Here is a 17047-nt window from a genome sequence, read left to right as displayed (position 1 = left end):
GGTCACGCGCCAACGTCAGCTCTCGTACGGCGACGGAGCGCGGAGTCGGGCAACGCTCACCAAGTTGTCCGGTGTCTCCTCCTCCACCGTGTGCCGTGTGCCGTGTGATCCAGCGGCTGGGACCGTTGCTCGCGCTCGAGCCGGTCTCCGGCTCCGCCGACGCCCCGGACCGTGTGCGGCACCCTCGTCCCGGTCCGTGACCGCGGCGTGGGCGCCTCCTCCCGCACCTACCGGTTCTCGGCAAACGTGCAGGTCATGGTGGATGCTGAGAGCCGCCTCGTGGTGGCGGCGGCCCGGCCTGTGCCCGGCGGCCCGGTGCCGGGGCTCGGCCCGGCCGACGGCGAGTGGTGGGCCGGCCTCGCGCTCGTCGGCTTCGAACGCACCTGGCCGGCCGCCCGCGTGCAGGACTTCGTCATCCTCACCGTCAGAGCGGCTCGACCACCCCGACCGCGAGAAGGCGTTCCAGGACGGCGGCGAGGATCATCTCCCGGGTTCCGTGGACGGCCCGTCCGATCAGCCGCTTGCGAGCGGTCCGGAACGAGTCGAGCTCCTCGGGGAGGCCCCGTCAGGGCGAGTCGGTGCGGTACGTCCACGCGACGGCCTCGATCGTGCGGCGGTGGTCGTCCCACCGCCGCCCGCGGACCGGATCCGCCGGCATCAGCGGCTCGTTCCGGTCCCCCGTCGCATCAGTGATCGCTGAACGGACGGACACGCCCGATCGACGGAGCGACCCGTCGAAGAGAGACACGCGCTAGCGACGGCTGCGTACGAGCAGATACAGGAAGTACGGCGTTCCGATCACCGCCGTCATGAGGCCCGCGCCGAGCTGGGCGGGCGCGATGACCGTGCGGCCGATCAGGTCGGCCACGCAGACGAGGGCCGCGCCGAGCAGGACGGCGATCGGCACCACCCGTACGTGCCGCCGGCCCACGAGGGTCCGCGCCGCGTGCGGCGCGACGAGGCCCACGAAGCCGATGGTGCCGGCCGAGGCGACGGCGGTCGCGCTGAGCAGGACGCTCACCACGAGGAAGCCCAGGCGGACCCGGGACAGCCGCAGGCCGAGCAGACGTGGGGTGTCCCCGTCCAGGGACACGAGGTCCAGTTCGGTGCGCCGGGCGACCGCCACGCCGACGCCCAGCGCCAGCACCAGCGCGACGGGCAGGACGTCCGGCATGGTCCGCCCGTACGTCGAACCGGACAGCCAGGTCAGCGCCTTGGTGGCGTTGAAGGGATCGGTCAGCACGATGAGCAGGCTGATCAGCGCCGTCGTGGCGGCGGCCACGCCGACGCCGACGAGGACCAGCCGGTTCTGCCGGTAACCGCCCCGGGCGGCGAGTCCGAACACGACGGCGGAGGCCGTCGCGGCCCCGGCGAACGCCGCTCCCGCGACGGCCCAGGAGCCGGCGACGGGCACGGTGGTGACGAGGAGCACGGCACCCAGCGCGGCTCCGCCGGAGACGCCCAGGACGCCGGGTTCGGCCAGCGGGTTGCGGGTGACGGCCTGGACCAGCGTGCCGGCCAGGGCGAGCGCCGCGCCCGCGCTCAGGGCGGCGAGCACGCGCGGCACCCGGGTGTCGAGGACGAAGGAGACCGTCCGCCCGGCCCGCCCCTGCGCCCAGTTGACGACGTCGCCGAGCAGGAGTCCGGTGTCGCCCAGCAGCACCCCGGCGACCGTGACGCCGGCGACGGCGGCGGCGAGGACGGCCACCGTGACCCGGAACGCCGTCCGGCCGGGGGTGCGCAGCCGGTCCGGGGCGCCGGCCTCGGCGGTGTCCCGCAGCCGCAGGGCCGTCACCACCAGGAACACGGCGCCGACGAGGCTGGTGACGACCCCGGTGGGGACGGCCACCGCCGTGTCCGCGGGCACCAGGGCCCGCAGCAGGACGTCCGACCCGAGGACGAGTGCCGCACCGGCCAGGCCGACCGCGGGCCAGCCGGCACGGGCGCGGACGAAGGCCGGGAACCGGCGGGCGAGCGGGCGGGTCAGGGCCGGGGCGCACAGTCCGACGAAGCCGATGGGCCCCGCCAGGGTGACCGCCGCGGCCGACAGCAGCGCCGCCAGGACGACCACCGTGACGCGGGTGGCGCGGACCGGGACGCCGAGCCCGCGCGCGGCGTCGTCGCCGAGGGCGAGCGCGTCGACCCGGCGGGCGGTGAGCAGCAGGCCGACGAGGCCGGCCGCGGCGACGGGCAGCATCTGCAGGACGCCGTCGAATCCGTTCTGGCCGATGCTGCCCTGGTTCCACTGGTACAGGCCCTCGGTCTGCTCGGGGAACAGCAGGAGCAGGCCCTCGGTCACGGAGTTGAGGCCGAGGGCCAGCGCGGTGCCGGCGAGGACCAGCCGTACGGTGCCCGTGCCGAGGCCGGACAGGGCGAGGACGACGCCCGCTGCCAGGAGGCCGCCGGCGAAGGCGACCCCGGAGGAGGCGAGCAGCGGCAGCGAGACGCCGGTGGCGCCGACCACGCCGAGCGCCAGGTAGGAACCGGCGTTCACGGCGAGGGTGTCGGGCGAGGCGAGCACGTTGCGGCTGACGGCCTGGAGTGCGGCCCCGGCCACTGCGAGCACGACGCCGACCAGGAGGCCCGCGGTCGTGCGCGGCAGCCGGGAGGCGATCACGACGGACGCGTCCGCCGGATCGGCCTGCCCGGTCAGGGCTTTGAACACCTCGGCCGGTCCGACGGCGGCCGTGCCCTGGGTGATGTCGACGACGGCGAGGGCGGCTACCAGGAGCGCCAGTGCGGCCGTCACCGCGGCGGCACCCCGGCGGGGCGGGGCCGCCTGCGGACGGGTGGCGGGGGCGGTTGCGGTGACGGCCATGGCTTCCGTTACTTCGTCAGCGCGGCGACGAGGGCGTCGACGTAGGCCTGCATCGACCCGGGTCCGCCGAACATCCAGATGCCGTCGGGCAGCCGGTGCACCTCGCCGGCCTTCACGAACGGCAGGGACGTCCACACGGCGTTCTTCGCCAGGGCGCCGGTGAAGGGGGTGCTGTTCTTGTCGCCGTCGCTGCCGATGTAGGCGAAGCGGGTGTCCTTCGGCAGGGCGGTGAGGCCCTCGACGTCGGTGGCGCCGAGGCCGTAGCTCGCGTCGCCCTTGACGGTCCAGGTGTTCTTCAGGCCGAGCGCCTCGTTGACGCTGCCGATCAGCGAGCCGCTGGTGTACGGGCGCAGGGAGACCTGGTTGGAGGTGACGTACCCGTCGGCGAAGGCCAGCCCGGTGCCGTCGAGACCGGCGTCGGCGAGGGCTTTCCGGCCCTCGGCGACCTTGGTCTCCCAGGCGGTGCGGACCGCCTCGGCCTTGTCGGTGGTGCCGGTGGCCCGCGCGATGAGGTCGATGTTGTCCAGCATCAGCCCGATCTGGTCGGCGGCGTCGGCGGACTTCACCTCCAGCACGGGGGCTATCCTGCGCAGTTGCTTCACGGCTGCGGGCGGCAGGTCGGTGGTGGCGAGGACGAGGTCGGGCGCGAGGGAGGCGATGGTGTCCATGCTCGGCTCGCCGCGGGTGCCGATGTCCTTCGGCTCGGTGGTCAGCGGGACGGCGGTGTCCCAGGTCTTGTAGCCCTTGACGTCGGCGACGCCGACGGGGTCGACGCCGAGGGTGAGGAGGCTCTCGGTGACGTTCCACTCGGTGGTGACGACCTTGGTGGCCGGGCCGTCGAGCGTGATCTTGGTGCCGGTGGCGCCGGTGAGGCTGATGGCCTCGGAGGGCTTCCCGGAGCTGTCGGCGGTGGGCTCGGTGGTGCCGCACGCGGCGAGGGCGAGCGCCGCGGCGGTGGTGGCGGCCGCGGTGAGCAGGGGGCGTCTCATGAGGTGGTGCCGAGCCTTTCGCTGGGGGTGTGGCGGGTGTGGTGGCGGCCGATGGCGCGGGTGCGCAGCCGGCCGGTGAGGGGGTCGTGGTCGACCTCGATGCGGATGCCGTAGACGGCGGTGAGGCGTTGTGGTGTCAGGACGTCCGCGGGTGGACCGTCGGCGACGACGCGGCCCGCGTCGAGCAGCGTGATCCGGTCGGCGACGGCCGCCGCCTGGTCGAGGTCGTGGAGGACGACGCCGACGGCGATGCCGTGCTCGTCCGCCAGGTCGCGGATCAGCTCGAGGAGTTCGACCTGGTGGCGCAGGTCGAGGTAGGTGGTGGGCTCGTCCAGGAGCAGTACGCCGGTCTCCTGCGCGAGGCAGCCGGCGAGCCACACCCGCTGCAACTGCCCGCCGGACAGGTGGTCGGCGCCGCGTTCGGCGAGGTCGGTGACACCGGTCAGGTCGAGCGCCCGGTCGACCGCGGCGGCCGCGTCCGGGTCGGGCCGGCCGAAGCGGCCGCGGTAGGGGTAGCGGCCGAACTCGACGATGTCGCGCACGGTCAGTCCGCTGGGTGTCGGGCGGCTCTGGGTCAGCAGGGCGACGTGGCGCGAGAACTCACGGGGCGTCAGGGCGAGGCCGTCGGTGTCGTCGTCGATCCGGATCGTGGCGTGCCGGGCCCGCTGCAACCGGGCGATCGTCCGCAGGAGCGTGGACTTCCCGCTGCCGTTGGGGCCGACGAGGGCGGTCACCTCACCGGGGCGCAGCCCGACCGCGGCTCCATGGACGACGTCGACGCCGTCGTACGACACCGTGACGTCCGTGGCCGCCAGTTCGTGGCCGCGCAGGCGTGGGGCGCCGGCTGTTTCTCCACCAGATCTCACGCCAATAAGGTTAGCCTAACCTTATTTACTTGGATCACGCGGGGCGGGTCCGTCTCAGCCGGCCGGCCAGGACGCCGGGTCCCACAGGCCCGAACGCCGCAGGGACTGCGGGCAGTGCAGGTAGACCTCGTCGATCTCCAGCACCAGGGCGAGTACGGGGCGCCGGTCGTCCCGCGTCATGGCGTCGAAGAACGGGGCGTCGGTGAGGATGCGGGCCCGCCCGTTGACCCGCAGGACCTCCTTGCCGCCCGGGATCAGGTACAGCAGGCCGGCGTGCGGGTTGTCGAGGATGTTGTGGAAGCTGTCACCGCGCCGGTTGCCCGGCCGGTCGGGCAGGGCGAGCGTGCGCGCGTCGACGACATGGGTGAACCCCGGGCCGTCCCCGCGCGGGGAGACGTCGCAGTTGCCGTCCGCGTCGGAGGTGGACAGCAGACAGAAGGGCGAACGGGCCAGTATGCCGAGGTCCTGGTCGGTGAGCCGGTCGTGGACCTTCTCGATCACCACGGGCCAGGGCTCGCCCAGCACTTCGCGCAGCTCGGCCCGCGAGCCCAGCTCGACCCAGCCGCTCCCGGCGGCCGTGCCCGGCCCGTCCACGGTGGCGTCGATCGCGTGCGGCAAGGTGGGCTCCAGGGGTCGTGCGGCAAGTGGTTGCGCATCGAACATTAGCTTAGGTTAGGTTCGCCTTGCCTTACTGGCTTGGGATGTGGTGGTGCCGGGCGCCGGGGTCCGCGGCCGGCCGGGTGTGGACCGGGGACGGCTCGGGTAACCGGGCACGCATGTTCAAGCATCGACGCGTGCGCGTCACCTGTGTCCTGGCGGTCGGCTGGGTCTTCTTCGCGGTCGTGGAACGGCAGTCGGGGCAGACCACGTGGCCGGCGTCGCTGCTGCACGCGCTGGTCTGGGCCCTCGCCGTGTCGGGCACCTGGTGGTTCGCCGAGATGACGCAGCTGGGGCCGCGGACCGCTCGCCCCGTTCCGTCCGCGTCGGCGACGGCGAACTCCTCGCGGGGGCCGGGGGTTTCGACGGCCGCCCACGACACGGCCCCCACCGGCCACCCGGAGGAGGACGGTGCCCCGGGCAAGGGCGGTGACCCGTGGGGGCGGGGACCGGCGACGGGACGCGCGCGAAAGGGTGGGCGCCACTCGGCATGAAGGCACCCGGCCGGGTTACCCGATGCCCCGGCGACAGAACCGCCGCCCACAGCTCTCAGGGAGACGCCATGCCGGTCAGTGCCAGCAACGCGCTCACCGTCGCCGCGGCGGCGCTCGCCGGAAGCGGAGTGGCCGTCACCGCCCTCCTGTGGTGGAAACACCGCTCGCGCACCGGCCGGGACCCGATCCACGCCTGGCCCCCGTCACTCGGCGATCCCCGCGCGATGTCACCCGAGGACCTGCTGCACCGGCACTGGAACACGCTGCAACCGCTGGACCTGACGCGCTAGGTGTGCTGTCCCGGGACGTTGGTGACACGCGTGCTGGGTGCTTGAAGAGGTGAGGGCCTTCTGGGTTCGGTGTGGATTGCGGCATCTACGCCCGACCTCAGGAGGCCCTCGTGTCCCACCGTAATGCCCCGCTGACGCCGACCGGGAGACTGCGTCTGGCCCGGTGCGTCGTCGACGACGGCTGGCCGTTGCGGCGGGCCGCGGAACGTTTCCAGGTCAGCCGCACCACCGCCGCCCGCTGGGCCGGCCGCTACCGCCAGCTCGGCGAGGCCGGGATGCGCGACCGATCCAGCCGCCCGCACCACCAGCCTCGCCGCACGCCGGCCGCCGTCGAGGAACAGGTTGTCCGCCTGCGCCGCGAGCACCGCATCGGCCCGCTCAGGCTGGCCGCCCGCACCGGCATCGCCGCCTCCACCGCCCACCGCATCCTGAACCGGCACGGCCTGCCCGCCCTGGCCGCCTGCGACCGGGCCACCGGCGAACCCGTCCGCCGTCACGAACGCTCCCGGCCCGGTGAACTGGTCCACATCGACGTCAAGAAACTCGGCCGCATCCCCGACGGCGGCGGGCACCGCACCCAGGGCCGTGCCGAAGGCCGACGCAACCGAACCGGAACCGGCTACGCCTACCTGCACACCGCCCTGGACGACCACACCCGCCTGGCCTACACCGAAGACCTGCCCGACGAGACCGCCGCCACCTGCGCCGGGTTCCTCACCCGGGCTGCCGCCTGGTTCGCCACCCACGGCACCACCGTCGAACGCGTGCTGACCGACAACGCCTGGGCCTACACCAAGAACACCTGGCGCCAGACCTGCCACGACCTGGACATCAGCCCCCGCTGGACCAGGCCCTGGCGGCCCCAGACCAACGGCAAGGTCGAACGCTTCCACCGCACCCTGCTCGAGGAATGGGCCTACCAGCGGCCCTACACCTCAGACGCCGAACGCCAGGCAGCGTTTCCCGACTGGCTGGACTGGTACAACTACCACCGACCCCACACCGGCATCGACGGCCACACACCAGCCAGCCGCGTCACCAACCTGTCCGGACAGCACACCTAGCGCGTGGGGACGCTCGCACGGGCGAGGACGGACAACTCGAACGGGCGGAGCGCGTCGGTACGTTCCCACTCCGCAGGGTCGATCGTCTCGCGTTGCCGGGCGTACTCGATCGGCTGGAGCCCGTGCTCACGCAGGAGGGCGTCCATCTGCTCGATGCCGAGGAACGTTTGCCAGGGCTCGCCCTGCTCGGCCGCCGCAGCCATGACCAGCTCCGCATACGATTGACCTGCCTCGTCGCGGAGTCCGGCCGGGAGGAGGTGCTCCACAATGAGCTCTGTGCCGGGTGCGAAGCCGCTGATGACGACCAGGGTCTGCCTGATCGCCTCCGAGGTCAGGTACATCGTGACCCCGAGCCAACTGACCAGCGCGGGTCGGCCCGGGTCAAAGCCGGCCCACACGAGGTGATCGGTAAGTGACCGGGCGGACTCCTTCTCGAAGTTGACCGGGACGAAGAAGGCGGACGGTGGCACCGTCGTCCCCGTCTCAACCAGCAGCGCCCGCTTCCAGCGCTGGGTCGTCGGCTTGTCCACCTCGAACACCCGCATGCAGTCGGCCAGTTCCGACCGGTAAGCGAAGGAGTCCAGCCCCGCGCCGAGGATCACGTACTGGTCGACGCCCCGGCCGGCCAGCTCGGCCAGTCGGTCCTCGGTGTAGCGGCTGCGGGTAACGGCCGTTGTCCGCGCGCCGGACAGGACTGGGTGCCTACCATAGGACCGGTGGTAGCCGAGGAGTTCTTCAGCACGCTCCCCCAGGAAGGGCTGCGCGAGGGTGTCGGCGAAGATCGAGGGGGTCTCGTCGACGAGGAGGTGTGCCGCGCGTGCTGCGGCCGACATGAGAGCTGTCCGGCTGGGTTGTCCCTTGTTCATCATGATGTCGGACATTAGCCCAATAATTTGACAGAATACCACAAAAGCAAAACTTTCGGAAGAGCTTTCGAGTTCTATTTTGGTAACGAATGCGATCCTCGCGATCCCCGGAATAACCTGCGGGTCAGATCCGAGAAGCGACGACAACCTGCGTGTTCCATCCCTCGAGAGAATGCCCAACGGCCAGACGGCGCCGGATCAATTACGGGTCGACCTATGAAGCAGAGCCAACTAGTACTCCAACCGCGGAACGCGGTCTTGCTGGTCAGAGCGATGTGAAGACAGGTGCGGCCACCAGCAGGGCCCTCTCCCCCGCGGTAAAGATCTCAGGCCGACGCAGCCGACGACATCAGTCCCTCCAGCTTGTCGAGACTCTGAGTCCAGCCTTCCTCGTGAAGAGCTTGGCGCCGCTCAGTGGCGAAGTCGCCCTGGCTGAAGTCCAACTGGGCCCCCTTACCGCCGATATCGCGAAGCGACAGCGTCACCACCGTCTCCCGGTCCTCGGGGTCGGGATCCTCCCACCGGAAGGTGTAGGACAGGCGTGCCGGAGGATCGACCTCAACGAATTCCCCCACCAGGTAGAACAGATCGCCTTCCGGAGGCTGCATCGCGATCCGATAACCACCTCCTGGCCGAAGGTCGCTTTCCACACGTGGGGTGACGAATCCGTCAGGGCCCCACCACTTGGCCAGTTCCTGCGGTTCGGTCAAGGCTCGGAATACGACCGAGCGCGGTGCGCGGAGGACACGCCGCAGATGCAGCCTCAACCCGCCATCGTGCGCCATCACGAACCTCCTCCAGCCGAAGGCCTCGAGATTGACCACCGAACACATCCTAAGTAATTCAGCCATAGGCCGCGATCTCGCTGGTCAGGGGCGATGTGAAGGCAGGTACGGCCACCGATGATCATCGCGTGCCGTGTGGACCAACGAAGATCAAGCGGAGGCCGCAAGCCATGGTCTAGCCCCCGCTCACCGGCTGGCCATGTTCGATGACCCGATGGGCCGGATCGCAGGCCGCTTCGCGCGGGTCGAACCCCGACGCCGCGCACGGTCCCCCGTCCTGGGACCGCTGTCGCACCTGCCACGGAAAAAACTGCTGGACGATCGCCGAGCATGCCGGACACGCCGCACCGGATGGCCTGCAGCACCTGTCGGCCCGGGCCGAGTGGGATGCCGAGGCAGTCCGCGACGACCTGCGCGGATACGTCGTCGAACACCTCGGCGATCAGGACGCCGTATGGGCCGTCGACGAGACCGGCGATCAGCCCGCCCACGCCCCAGCCCACCGGCCTTCGTGGTCCGACTGGCGACGACGCCACCAAGCCCGCGCCCGCGACGGCCACTACCTGTGACAAACAGCCCAGACCCCATGAAGATCAAGATCTACGGTTGGAGTACTGGTTGCGCTGCCGGACGACCACCGGTTCCCTCCACCCGCCCCCGGCGGGGCACGCCGCCCCGCTCACGCGGCACCCGTGACCTGGTCCGGCGAAGACGTGGGCGGGCGATTCCCGGGTATCCGCCCCACAGACCCGGAACTCCGCGTCATGGACACGGCCGGCCGGCCGGTCCCGCGGTCGGGGCGGTTCACACGGTGGAAGCGGTCCGCCGGTCGGCGGGAAGGACGGGCCATGAGGGTGCGCGCACGGCAAAGGGACGACGGTCCGCGTCCTCTCCCCCTCTCACTCCCCGTGCCCGCCGAGCGGCAGGCCGCGCCACGGCACGGTCGGCCCGTCGTCGTCCCGACGGCCTCCGCACGGCGGCTGCCGCCCTCGTGGGGCCCCGCCCTGCGCCGCACCCCCGGGTCGATGTGGCGTGACGACGTGTCCGACTACGCGGCCGCACTCACCTACTACGCCATCCTGGCCGTGCTGCCCTCCCTCCTGGTGACCGTCATCGCCTTCAGCCTGGTCAGCCCCGCCACCGCGGGGGACTTCATCGCGCACGTGACGGCCTACGCCCCGGGGCAGTCCGGAAGCGAACTCGAGGGGGTCATGGTCCGGATGGCGCGGCGCAGTTCCGCGGCCTGGGCGCTGCTGGGCGCCTGTACGGTGAGCGCCCTGTGGTCCGCCTGCAGCTACCTGGCCGTGTTCCGCCGGGCCCTGCACCGCATGCATCACGTCGCCGACTGCCGTTCCCCCCTGCGCAAGGCCCACCGCATCGTGCTCACCGCCTTCGCCCTGCTGGTCCTGCTCCTCGTCAGTTCGCTGCTCCTGCTGGTCACCGGTCCGGTCGCCGAGGCCGTCGGCGGTCTTCTCGGGCTCGACGAGGTGGCCGCCCGGGCATGGGCCCTGCTGCGCTGGCCCCTTCTTCTGGGGCTGGTCGCGCTCCTGGTGGTCGTCGTCTTCCGCATGGGCCCGGCCCCGGCGCGTCTGCGCAGGCACAGCCTGCCCGGCGGTGCCCTGGCGGCGGGCCTGTGGCTCACCGTCTCCGCGGGCTTCGCGCTCTACGCCTCCGCCCTGAGCACCTACAGCAGGCTGTACGGCTCGCTCGCCGGCATCGTCGTCTTCCTGATCTGGCTGTGGCTGTCCAACCTCGCCCTGCTCGCCGGGGCCCAGTTCACGGCCGAGCTGAGCAGGCAGTCGCCGTCTCGCCGGTGACGGCCGGCGCCCCCGGCACGGCTCATCCGCCGTGGCCGGCGGGCACCCCGCGGTGGCTTCGCACCACGTCGGCATAGGCCTTCGCGCTCGGCTTGGGCCGGCGCTCGAACGTCTCGCGGTCGACTTCGTGGAGGCCGAGCTGGGCGCCGTATCCGAAGATCCACTCGAAGTTGTCCATGAGCGTCCAGTGGCAGTAGCCGAGGACGGGTGTGCCGGCGCCGATCTCGGCCGTGAGGGCCTCGATCGCGGCGGGCACGAACGCGGCGCGCTGGGTGTCGTCCCCGGTCTGGATGCCGTGTTCGGTGACGAGCACCGGTACGCCGGCCACCTCGTGGGCGTAGCGCGCCGCCCCGGCGAGGGAGCCGGGCTCGATGGCGGTGCCCATGCCGTTCAGCTCCCCGTCGGGCGTCACCTCGCCGTCGGGTCCGTGCACGATGCGCTCGTAGTTCTGCACGCCGATGAAGTCGTCGTCGCGCGCCTCGCGCAGCCAGTGGTCGTAGACGGCGGCGCGCTTGGCGTCCCGGCGCTGCTCGCCGCCGGGAACCGCGACCTCGTCGGCGATGGCGATGGAGACGCCGACCGGCAGGTCGCCACGGCTCGCCCTGATCGCCTCGCGGGCGGCGCGATGGGCGCGGGTGAACGCCTCCTGGAACTCGTCCTGCCGGTCGGCGGGGATGACGTTCGCGCTGGCATAGCTGTCGCTTCCGGCCGCGCGGGCCGCCGCCACGAGCATCCGTGCCTTGAGTGTCTCCGCCTCGGGCGGGAGTTTCGCGCCCGCCTGCAACAGCTGTTCCAGATTGGGTTCGTTGAGGGTGACCGCGTAGGCGATCCGGTCGCCGAAGCGTGCCATGACACGGTCGCACTGGTCGGCGAACCGGCCCGGAGCGTCGGCCGCGGTCCACGAACCGTCCGCCGCGAACCAGTGCGGTGCGGTGAAGTGGCTGAACGTCACCAGGGGCGCCAGGCCGCGTGCGAGGCAGCCGTCGACCTTGCGCTCGTAGTGGTCGAGCGCCTCGGCGGAGACGACACCGCGCTCGGGTTCGACGCGTGCCCACTCGACGGAGAACCGGAAGGCGTTGAGTCCGAGCCCCGCCACCAGGTCGAGGTCGGTCTCCCACTGCTCGTAGCCCCGGCAGGCCGGTCCGCTCGGTTCGCGGAAGAGGGAGGGAGTGGTGTGCTCCAGGAACCAGGTGTCGCTCGCGCGGTTGTCGCCCTCGTTCTGGTGTCCCGCGGTGGCGACGCCCCACAGGAAGCCGTCGGGCAGGCCGGTGTGTGTCATGGGTGCTCCTTGTGTGATCCGGTGGGCCGGGAGGTGGGTGGGGGCAGGGCCCGGGTGGTCAGGGCGTGGCCGTGGTGAACGGGGTGCGGAAGGAGTGCCGGCCCGGGCCGGCCTCCGTGGGCTTCGCGCCCGGCAGGTCGACCAGTGCGGTGACGCGGGGCGGCACGAGGAGTTCGACGAGCAGCGTGCCGCCCTCGACGCGCCAGCCGGTCTCGGCCCGGCCGTACGGCGTCTCGTGCGCGGCACGCGCCCAGGTGAGGCCGCCGCCGGGGCGGGGCCGGACCAGGAGCCGGCGGTAGCCGGGCTCGGCGGGGGCCAGGCCGGCGACGGTGCGGTGGAGCCAGTCGGCGACGGCTCCGAACGCGTAGTGGTTGAAGGAGGTCATCTCGCCGGGGTTGACCCGGCCGTCGGGGAGCATGCTGTCCCAGCGTTCCCAGACGGTGGTGGCGCCCATGTCGACCTGGTGGAGCCAGGACGGGCAGGAGCGCTGGGTCAGCAGCCGGTAGGCGGTGTCCACGTGTCCGGTGTCGGTCAGCGCGTCGCACACCAGCGGGGTGCCGAGGAACCCGGTGCCGATGCGGTGCCCGCCCTCGGCGACCAGGGCGGCCAGCCGGCGTCCGGCCTCGGCGCGTTCGGCGGGGTCCTCGATCAGCCGGAAGCGCAGGGCGAGGGCGTACGCGGTCTGGGTCTCCTCCGTCAGCCGGCCGCCCCCGGCGTGGAAGCGGCCGAGGAAGGCGTCGCGGACCGAGTCGGCCAGCACGAGGTAGCGCCCGGCGTCGTCGTCCTCCCCCAGCAGCCGGGCCGTTCGGGCCAGCAGGCGGGCGGAGTGCGCGAAGTACGCGGTGGCGACCAGGCAGGAGGAGGTCATCGCCCGGCCTGGATCGTCCGCGGGCGCGGCCGGGTCCAGCCAGTCACCGAACTGGAAGCCCTCGCCCCAGATCCGGCCGGGTCCGGCGATCCGGTCGACTGCGTCGACCCAGTCCCGCATCGAGGGGTACTGGGCGCGCAGCACCTCGACGTCGCCGTAGCGCTCGTGCAGCACCCAGGGGACGATGACGGCCGCGTCGCACCAGCCGGCCATCGGCGGGTTGCCGGGCGGGATCGGCACCGGCGTGATCACCGGGACGGCGGGGCTGAACACCGGCGGTACGCCGCGCGCGTCGTCGCCCTGGTCGGCGGCGAGGTCGCGCAGCCAGGAGCGCAGGAAGTCGCGGACGTCGTAGAGGAAGGCCGCGGTGGGGGCGAAGACCTGGACGTCGCCGGTCCAGCCGAGCCGCTCGTCGCGCTGCGGACAGTCCGTGGGCACGTCGAGGAAGTTGCCGCGCATGCCCCAGACCACGTTCTCGTGCAACCGCTCCAGGGAGGCGTCCGAACAGGAGAACCATCCGGTGCGGCGCAGGTCGCTGTGCAGGACGACGGCGGTGACGTCGGCCGGGTCCAGCTCGCCGGGCCAGCCGTCGATCTCGGCGTGGCGGAAGCCGTGGAAGGTGAAGCGGGGCTCCCACACCTCGCCCTCCGGGTCCCCGCACAGGGTGTACCGGTCGGTGGCGGTGGCGTGCCGCAGCGGACGCGTGCACAGCTCGCCGTCCTCGAGGACCTCGGCGTGGCGGAGGGTGATCGTGCGGCCGGCCTCGCCCCGGACGCGGATGCGCAGGCGTCCGACGAGGTTCTGGCCGAAGTCGACGAGGGTACGGCCGGTGGGTGAGGTGGTGACGGCCACCGGGGTGAGCGACTCGATACGGCGCACCGGCGGGCTGTCGGCCGGGAAGAGCACGCCGGTGTCGAACTCCAGGACCCGCACGGGTTCCCACGCCGAGTCGTCGAAGCCGGTTTCGCTGAAGCCGGCCTGTGCCCGGCGGGCGTCGTACTCCTCGCCCTCGTACAGTCCGGCGGCGAGGACGGGGCCCGGGCTCCAGCGCCAGTGCGCGCCGGTGGCGACGGTGTCGACGGTGCCGTCGGCGTACTCGATCCGCAGTTCGGCGAGCAGGCCCGTGTCGTCGCCGTAGATGTCACGGGTGCCGCCGTTGAAGCCGAGCAGGCCCCGGTACCAGCCGTCGGCGAGGTGGGCGCCCCAGGCGTTGGCGCCCTCGCGGACCAGGTGCGTCACGTCGAAGTCCTGGTAGCGGTGGCGGTGGCGGTAGCTGGTCCAGCCGGGAGCCAGGACGTGGTCGCCCACCACGGTGCCGTTGAGTTCCAGCTCGTACACGCCGAGCGCGGTGATGGAGAGCCGGGCCGCCGTGACCGCTGCCCGCAGGGTGAACTCGGCGCGCAGCAGGGCGGCCGGGCGGGCCCCGGTGGCGGAGGGCTCCGCCGGTCGGCGGGGAGCGATGACGCGGGCGGTCCGGAAGTGGCGCATGTCGGGTCCTCGGCGCGGTGGGCGCGGGTGATGTCTGGGGCGGCCTGGGGGCGGGCGGAGTCGTCGGGCGGAGGGGGGCAGGTTCGATCATGCGCCCCAAAACCTAGCGGACGCTAGGTCTTGGCCTGCGTGATGTGGGTCACGCGCCCGATCGGGACTGTCGTGTGATTGTCGAGTGCATGACAATGCATGGGTCCGAGCGGGCCGCCCGGCCCGCCACCGGCGCCCGAACCGCCTACAGCCCCTGCCCGTCGACGGATATGGAGCGCATGAGGCGGTCGAGGTGCGCGCGCATGACCGCGATGAGGTCGAAGGAACGGCCGCCGGCGAGCCACTGCTGGCGCAGGCCCGCGTCGAGGGCCGCGCACTCGCGGGCGATGCCGTCGTGGTCGAGGTCCGGCAGGAGTTCACCGTTGCGGCTGCCGGCCTCCAGCCGCTCGGCGAGCTCCTTCACGCCCTTCTCCTGCCAGTGGGTGAAGAAGTCGTGGGCGGGGTGGTCGGGGGCGGTCGCCTCGGCGGCGACCACGACGGCGAGTTCCACCATGCCGGGCATGGTGAGCCGCTGGGCGGTGTCCTCCAGGTGGCAGCGGAAGGCATCGCGCACCGATCCCGAGACCCGCTGCCACTGGGTGTCCATGCGGTCGTGCCAGTACTCGACGACGGCCAACAGGAGCTGCTGCTTGTCGCGGAAGTGGTGCAGCAGGCCGGCGTCGGTGATCTCGGCGTCCCGGGCGACACGGGCGAGCGAGGTCTTGCGGTAGCCGTCCCGCCCGAAGCGCAGGAGGGCGGCTTCGAGGATCTGGGTGCGCCGGGCCCGGCCTGCCGTGTAGCCGCCGCGCGGCCCCCTGGGTGTCGCCATGTCAGAACCGTACCGGGGGCGGCGCACGGCGCCGGCGGCGGACCGGGAGCAGACCAAGCTTGTGACGTGGGTCACGCAATGGAAACCTAGCGGGCACTAGGTGTTCGGGTCATCATCGACGTCACGCGACGACGGATTGCCGCGCTGTCACCTCCCGGTCACCGGGGTGTTACGGCGGGCCCGTTCCTCCGCGCACCCCACATCGCCCCCACATCTCCTCTCACTCCCTTCGGCACCTCCGTGAAAGGAGGGCATGGCGTGACACCGACGTCACCAAGCCCCTCACTCGACAGCGCGCCTCCTGCCGAGACGGGCGGACGATGGAATCTCCGCCTGGTCGCGGTCCTGATCGCCCTCGCCTGGCCCACCCAGTTGCTGGCCGCGGGCGGGATCCTCGGTGCCAACGCCACCGCGAGCGTCGCCCAGAGCTTCCACACCACGCAGGTCGCGTGGTTCGGCCTGACGCTCACCCTGGTGTCCACCCTGCTCACACCGTTCGCCATGAAACTGGGCGACCTGTACGGCAGGCGGCGCGTCATGCTCGCCATGATGGCGCTGGGTGCCGGCGGCGAGGCCCTGGCCGCCCTCGCCGGAGAATTCTGGCTGGTGCTCGTGGGCCGGGCCGTCGCCGGGTTCTACGGTCCGTTCGGCGCCCTGTCCTTCGCCGCGGTGCGGGACATCTTCCCGCGCCGGCTGGTCAAGTCGGCCAGCGGCATCATGGGCAGCAGCGTCGGGCTGGTGGCCCTGGGCACACCGTTCCTGGCGGGCCGGCTCGTCGACAACTGGGGCTACCGCGGCGCCCTCTGGTTCCTCGCCGTCGCCACCGCCGTCGCCTTCGTGCTGGTCGCGCTCCTGGTGCCGGAGACACCGCGGCACGCCTTCGACACGGGCTTCGACTGGCTCGGGGGCCTGGTCCTCGGCGGCGGTCTGACCGCCGTGGTCTACGCCGTCGGCCAGGGGCAGAGCTGGGGCTGGGCGGACGGCAGGACCCTGGGCTGGCTCACCGCCGGGGCCGCCGCGCTGGTCGCCTTCCTGTTCGTCGAGCGGGCCAGCGCGCACCCGATCCTGGACCTCGGGGTTCTCCGGCGCCGCCCGGTGGCCCTCGCCCTCACGGCGGGCGGTCTCGCCCAGACCGTCGCGTTCACGATGCCCGGCCTGGCCATCCTGCTCGCGCTCTTCCCGCACATCCCCGGTGTCTCCGCCGGCCTCGGCTGGACCGCGCAGCACAACGCCGTGGTCAGCGTGAGCTGGAACCTGGTGATGTTCGGCACCGGCCTCTTCGTCAGCCGCTTCCTGCGCCGCCTGGACCCCCGCAAGGTCTGGATCGCCGGCCTGGCGGTCATGGCGCTGGGCTACACGCTCGTCGGATTTCTGCACGGTGACGAGACGGAACTGATCCTGACGTCGTGCATCGCCAACATCGGTTCCGGCATCGTGGTGGCGACCGCGCCGGTGCTCGTCGTCGGTGTCGTCTCGCGCGACGAACAGGGCCTGGGCAGCGGCATGCTCAACATGCTCATCAGCCTGTTCGGCGCGATCGTCACCGCCGGCGCGTACGCCCTCCTCAACGCGCACAGCACCGTGGTCGACGGCACCGCCTTCTACCAGGACGCCGGTTACGCCTGGGTCTTCTGGCTCGGCGCCCTCGTCACCCTCCTGGCCCTGGCGCTCTCCCTGTTCATCCCCCGGCTGCGGGATCCGGAGACCGAGGACGTGCTGCCCGGCTGAGCGGACGGCGCGGGCGGGACGGCGCGGGCGGGACGAGATCCCGCGCGCGCCGTCCTCTGCGTGGCGGCCCGCCGAGCGGTGGCGGGCCGCCACGAGCACGTCGCACACCGGAAACGGGCTGCCGCCGGGCGGCAACCCGTGACCCCCGACCGGCCGTCCGCACACCGGACTTCACCCGG

14 protein-coding genes and 3 pseudogenes are annotated in these 17047 nt (G+C 72.3%); 7 read left to right on the top strand and 10 right to left on the bottom strand.

Annotated elements, in window-relative coordinates:
- Nucleotides 1-70 precede the first annotated feature (70 nt).
- A pseudogene (locus AB0N31_RS01525) lies at nt 71-309 on the top strand (IS5/IS1182 family transposase); the annotation flags it as partial.
- 154 nt (nt 310-463) lie between these two features.
- On the opposite strand, the pseudogene AB0N31_RS01520 reads toward AB0N31_RS01525, so the two are convergent.
- From AB0N31_RS01520 to AB0N31_RS01500, 5 genes and pseudogenes are all read right to left on the bottom strand, one after another.
- A pseudogene (locus AB0N31_RS01520) lies at nt 464-712 on the bottom strand (transposase); the annotation flags it as partial.
- A gap of 39 nt (nt 713-751) precedes the next feature.
- The gene (locus AB0N31_RS01515; protein WP_366056262.1) at nt 752-2818 is read right to left on the bottom strand and encodes an iron ABC transporter permease; all 2067 of its coding nucleotides are present in this window, start codon (nt 2816-2818) and stop codon (nt 752-754) included.
- An 8-nt stretch (nt 2819-2826) separates the two neighbouring features.
- A complete protein-coding gene (locus AB0N31_RS01510) occupies nt 2827-3807 on the bottom strand; it encodes an iron-siderophore ABC transporter substrate-binding protein (protein ID WP_366056261.1) in 981 nt (326 codons plus the stop codon).
- Nucleotides 3804-4673 (bottom strand): ABC transporter ATP-binding protein, encoded by an 870-nt coding sequence (locus AB0N31_RS01505; RefSeq protein ID WP_366056260.1) that lies wholly within the window; start codon nt 4671-4673, stop codon nt 3804-3806. The genes AB0N31_RS01510 and AB0N31_RS01505 overlap by 4 nt, the downstream gene beginning before the upstream one ends.
- Before the next feature lie 54 nt (nt 4674-4727).
- Nucleotides 4728-5291, bottom strand: a complete 564-nt coding sequence (locus AB0N31_RS01500) for an MSMEG_1061 family FMN-dependent PPOX-type flavoprotein (protein WP_366056259.1) — start codon at nt 5289-5291, stop codon at nt 4728-4730.
- 158 nt (nt 5292-5449) lie between these two features.
- On the opposite strand from AB0N31_RS01500, the gene AB0N31_RS01495 reads away from it, so the two are divergent.
- The 3 genes from AB0N31_RS01495 (at nt 5450) to AB0N31_RS01485 (ending at nt 7178) form a co-directional block, all read left to right on the top strand.
- Entirely contained in the window at nt 5450-5824 is a 375-nt protein-coding gene (locus AB0N31_RS01495; protein ID WP_366056258.1) for a hypothetical protein, read from the top strand.
- 68 nt (nt 5825-5892) lie between these two features.
- The gene (locus AB0N31_RS01490; protein WP_366056257.1) at nt 5893-6114 is read left to right on the top strand and encodes a hypothetical protein; all 222 of its coding nucleotides are present in this window, start codon (nt 5893-5895) and stop codon (nt 6112-6114) included.
- A 110-nt stretch (nt 6115-6224) separates the two neighbouring features.
- On the top strand, nt 6225-7178 hold the full coding sequence (locus AB0N31_RS01485) for an IS481 family transposase (protein WP_366056256.1): 954 nt from the start codon (nt 6225-6227) through the stop codon (nt 7176-7178).
- On the opposite strand, the gene AB0N31_RS01480 is transcribed toward AB0N31_RS01485, so the two are convergent.
- Both AB0N31_RS01480 and AB0N31_RS01475 read right to left on the bottom strand, forming a co-directional pair.
- Nucleotides 7175-8059: an SAM-dependent methyltransferase gene (locus AB0N31_RS01480; protein WP_366056255.1), complete on the bottom strand. Its 885-nt coding sequence runs from the start codon at nt 8057-8059 to the stop codon at nt 7175-7177. The two genes, AB0N31_RS01485 and AB0N31_RS01480, sit on opposite strands and share 4 nt — an antisense overlap.
- Before the next feature lie 311 nt (nt 8060-8370).
- Entirely contained in the window at nt 8371-8868 is a 498-nt protein-coding gene (locus tag AB0N31_RS01475) for an SRPBCC domain-containing protein (RefSeq protein WP_366056254.1), read from the bottom strand.
- A gap of 175 nt (nt 8869-9043) precedes the next feature.
- On the opposite strand from AB0N31_RS01475, the pseudogene AB0N31_RS01470 reads away from it, so the two are divergent.
- Nucleotides 9044-9308, top strand: a pseudogene (locus tag AB0N31_RS01470) (transposase); the annotation flags it as partial.
- Between the two features lie 546 nt (nt 9309-9854).
- Nucleotides 9855-10646, top strand: coding sequence for a YihY/virulence factor BrkB family protein (locus AB0N31_RS01465; protein WP_366056313.1), 792 nt, complete (start codon nt 9855-9857; stop codon nt 10644-10646).
- Nucleotides 10647-10668: 22 nt separating this feature from the next.
- Here AB0N31_RS01465 and AB0N31_RS01460 read toward each other — a convergent pair whose 3' ends face one another.
- The 3 genes from AB0N31_RS01460 to AB0N31_RS01450 form a co-directional block, all read right to left on the bottom strand.
- Nucleotides 10669-11925, bottom strand: coding sequence for a family 1 glycosylhydrolase (locus AB0N31_RS01460; protein WP_366056253.1), 1257 nt, complete (start codon nt 11923-11925; stop codon nt 10669-10671).
- Nucleotides 11926-11983: 58 nt separating this feature from the next.
- On the bottom strand, nt 11984-14281 hold the full coding sequence (locus AB0N31_RS01455; RefSeq protein ID WP_366056252.1) for a glycoside hydrolase family 78 protein: 2298 nt from the start codon (nt 14279-14281) through the stop codon (nt 11984-11986).
- A 235-nt stretch (nt 14282-14516) separates the two neighbouring features.
- Nucleotides 14517-15140 carry a TetR/AcrR family transcriptional regulator gene (locus AB0N31_RS01450; protein ID WP_366056251.1) on the bottom strand — a complete coding sequence of 208 codons (624 nt, stop codon included), beginning with the start codon at nt 15138-15140 and terminating at the stop codon, nt 14517-14519.
- Nucleotides 15141-15398: 258 nt separating this feature from the next.
- Here AB0N31_RS01450 and AB0N31_RS01445 point away from each other — a divergent pair, with 258 nt between their 5' ends.
- Entirely contained in the window at nt 15399-16868 is a 1470-nt protein-coding gene (locus AB0N31_RS01445) for an MFS transporter (RefSeq protein ID WP_366056250.1), read from the top strand.
- The last annotated feature ends 179 nt before the right edge of the window (nt 16869-17047 follow it).

This window comes from Streptomyces sp. NPDC051051, from assembly GCF_040682975.1.
GTDB lineage: Bacteria > Actinomycetota > Actinomycetes > Streptomycetales > Streptomycetaceae > Streptomyces.
This window is presented reverse-complemented; position numbering and strand designations above follow the sequence as displayed.

Bases quoted from the DNA above. Each gene is read 5' to 3' on its own strand.
- AB0N31_RS01465 (WP_366056313.1), top strand. From the start codon at position 9,855: ATGTGGCGTGACGACGTGTCCGACTACGCGGCCGCACTCACCTACTAC.
- AB0N31_RS01495 (WP_366056258.1), top strand. From the start codon at position 5,450: ATGTTCAAGCATCGACGCGTGCGCGTCACCTGTGTCCTGGCGGTCGGC.
- AB0N31_RS01450 (WP_366056251.1), bottom strand. From the start codon at position 15,140: ATGGCGACACCCAGGGGGCCGCGCGGCGGCTACACGGCAGGCCGGGCC.
- AB0N31_RS01510 (WP_366056261.1), bottom strand. From the start codon at position 3,807: ATGAGACGCCCCCTGCTCACCGCGGCCGCCACCACCGCCGCGGCGCTC.
- AB0N31_RS01460 (WP_366056253.1), bottom strand. From the start codon at position 11,925: ATGACACACACCGGCCTGCCCGACGGCTTCCTGTGGGGCGTCGCCACC.
- AB0N31_RS01490 (WP_366056257.1), top strand. From the start codon at position 5,893: ATGCCGGTCAGTGCCAGCAACGCGCTCACCGTCGCCGCGGCGGCGCTC.
- AB0N31_RS01480 (WP_366056255.1), bottom strand. From the start codon at position 8,059: ATGTCCGACATCATGATGAACAAGGGACAACCCAGCCGGACAGCTCTC.
- AB0N31_RS01515 (WP_366056262.1), bottom strand. From the start codon at position 2,818: ATGGCCGTCACCGCAACCGCCCCCGCCACCCGTCCGCAGGCGGCCCCG.
- AB0N31_RS01455 (WP_366056252.1), bottom strand. From the start codon at position 14,281: ATGCGCCACTTCCGGACCGCCCGCGTCATCGCTCCCCGCCGACCGGCG.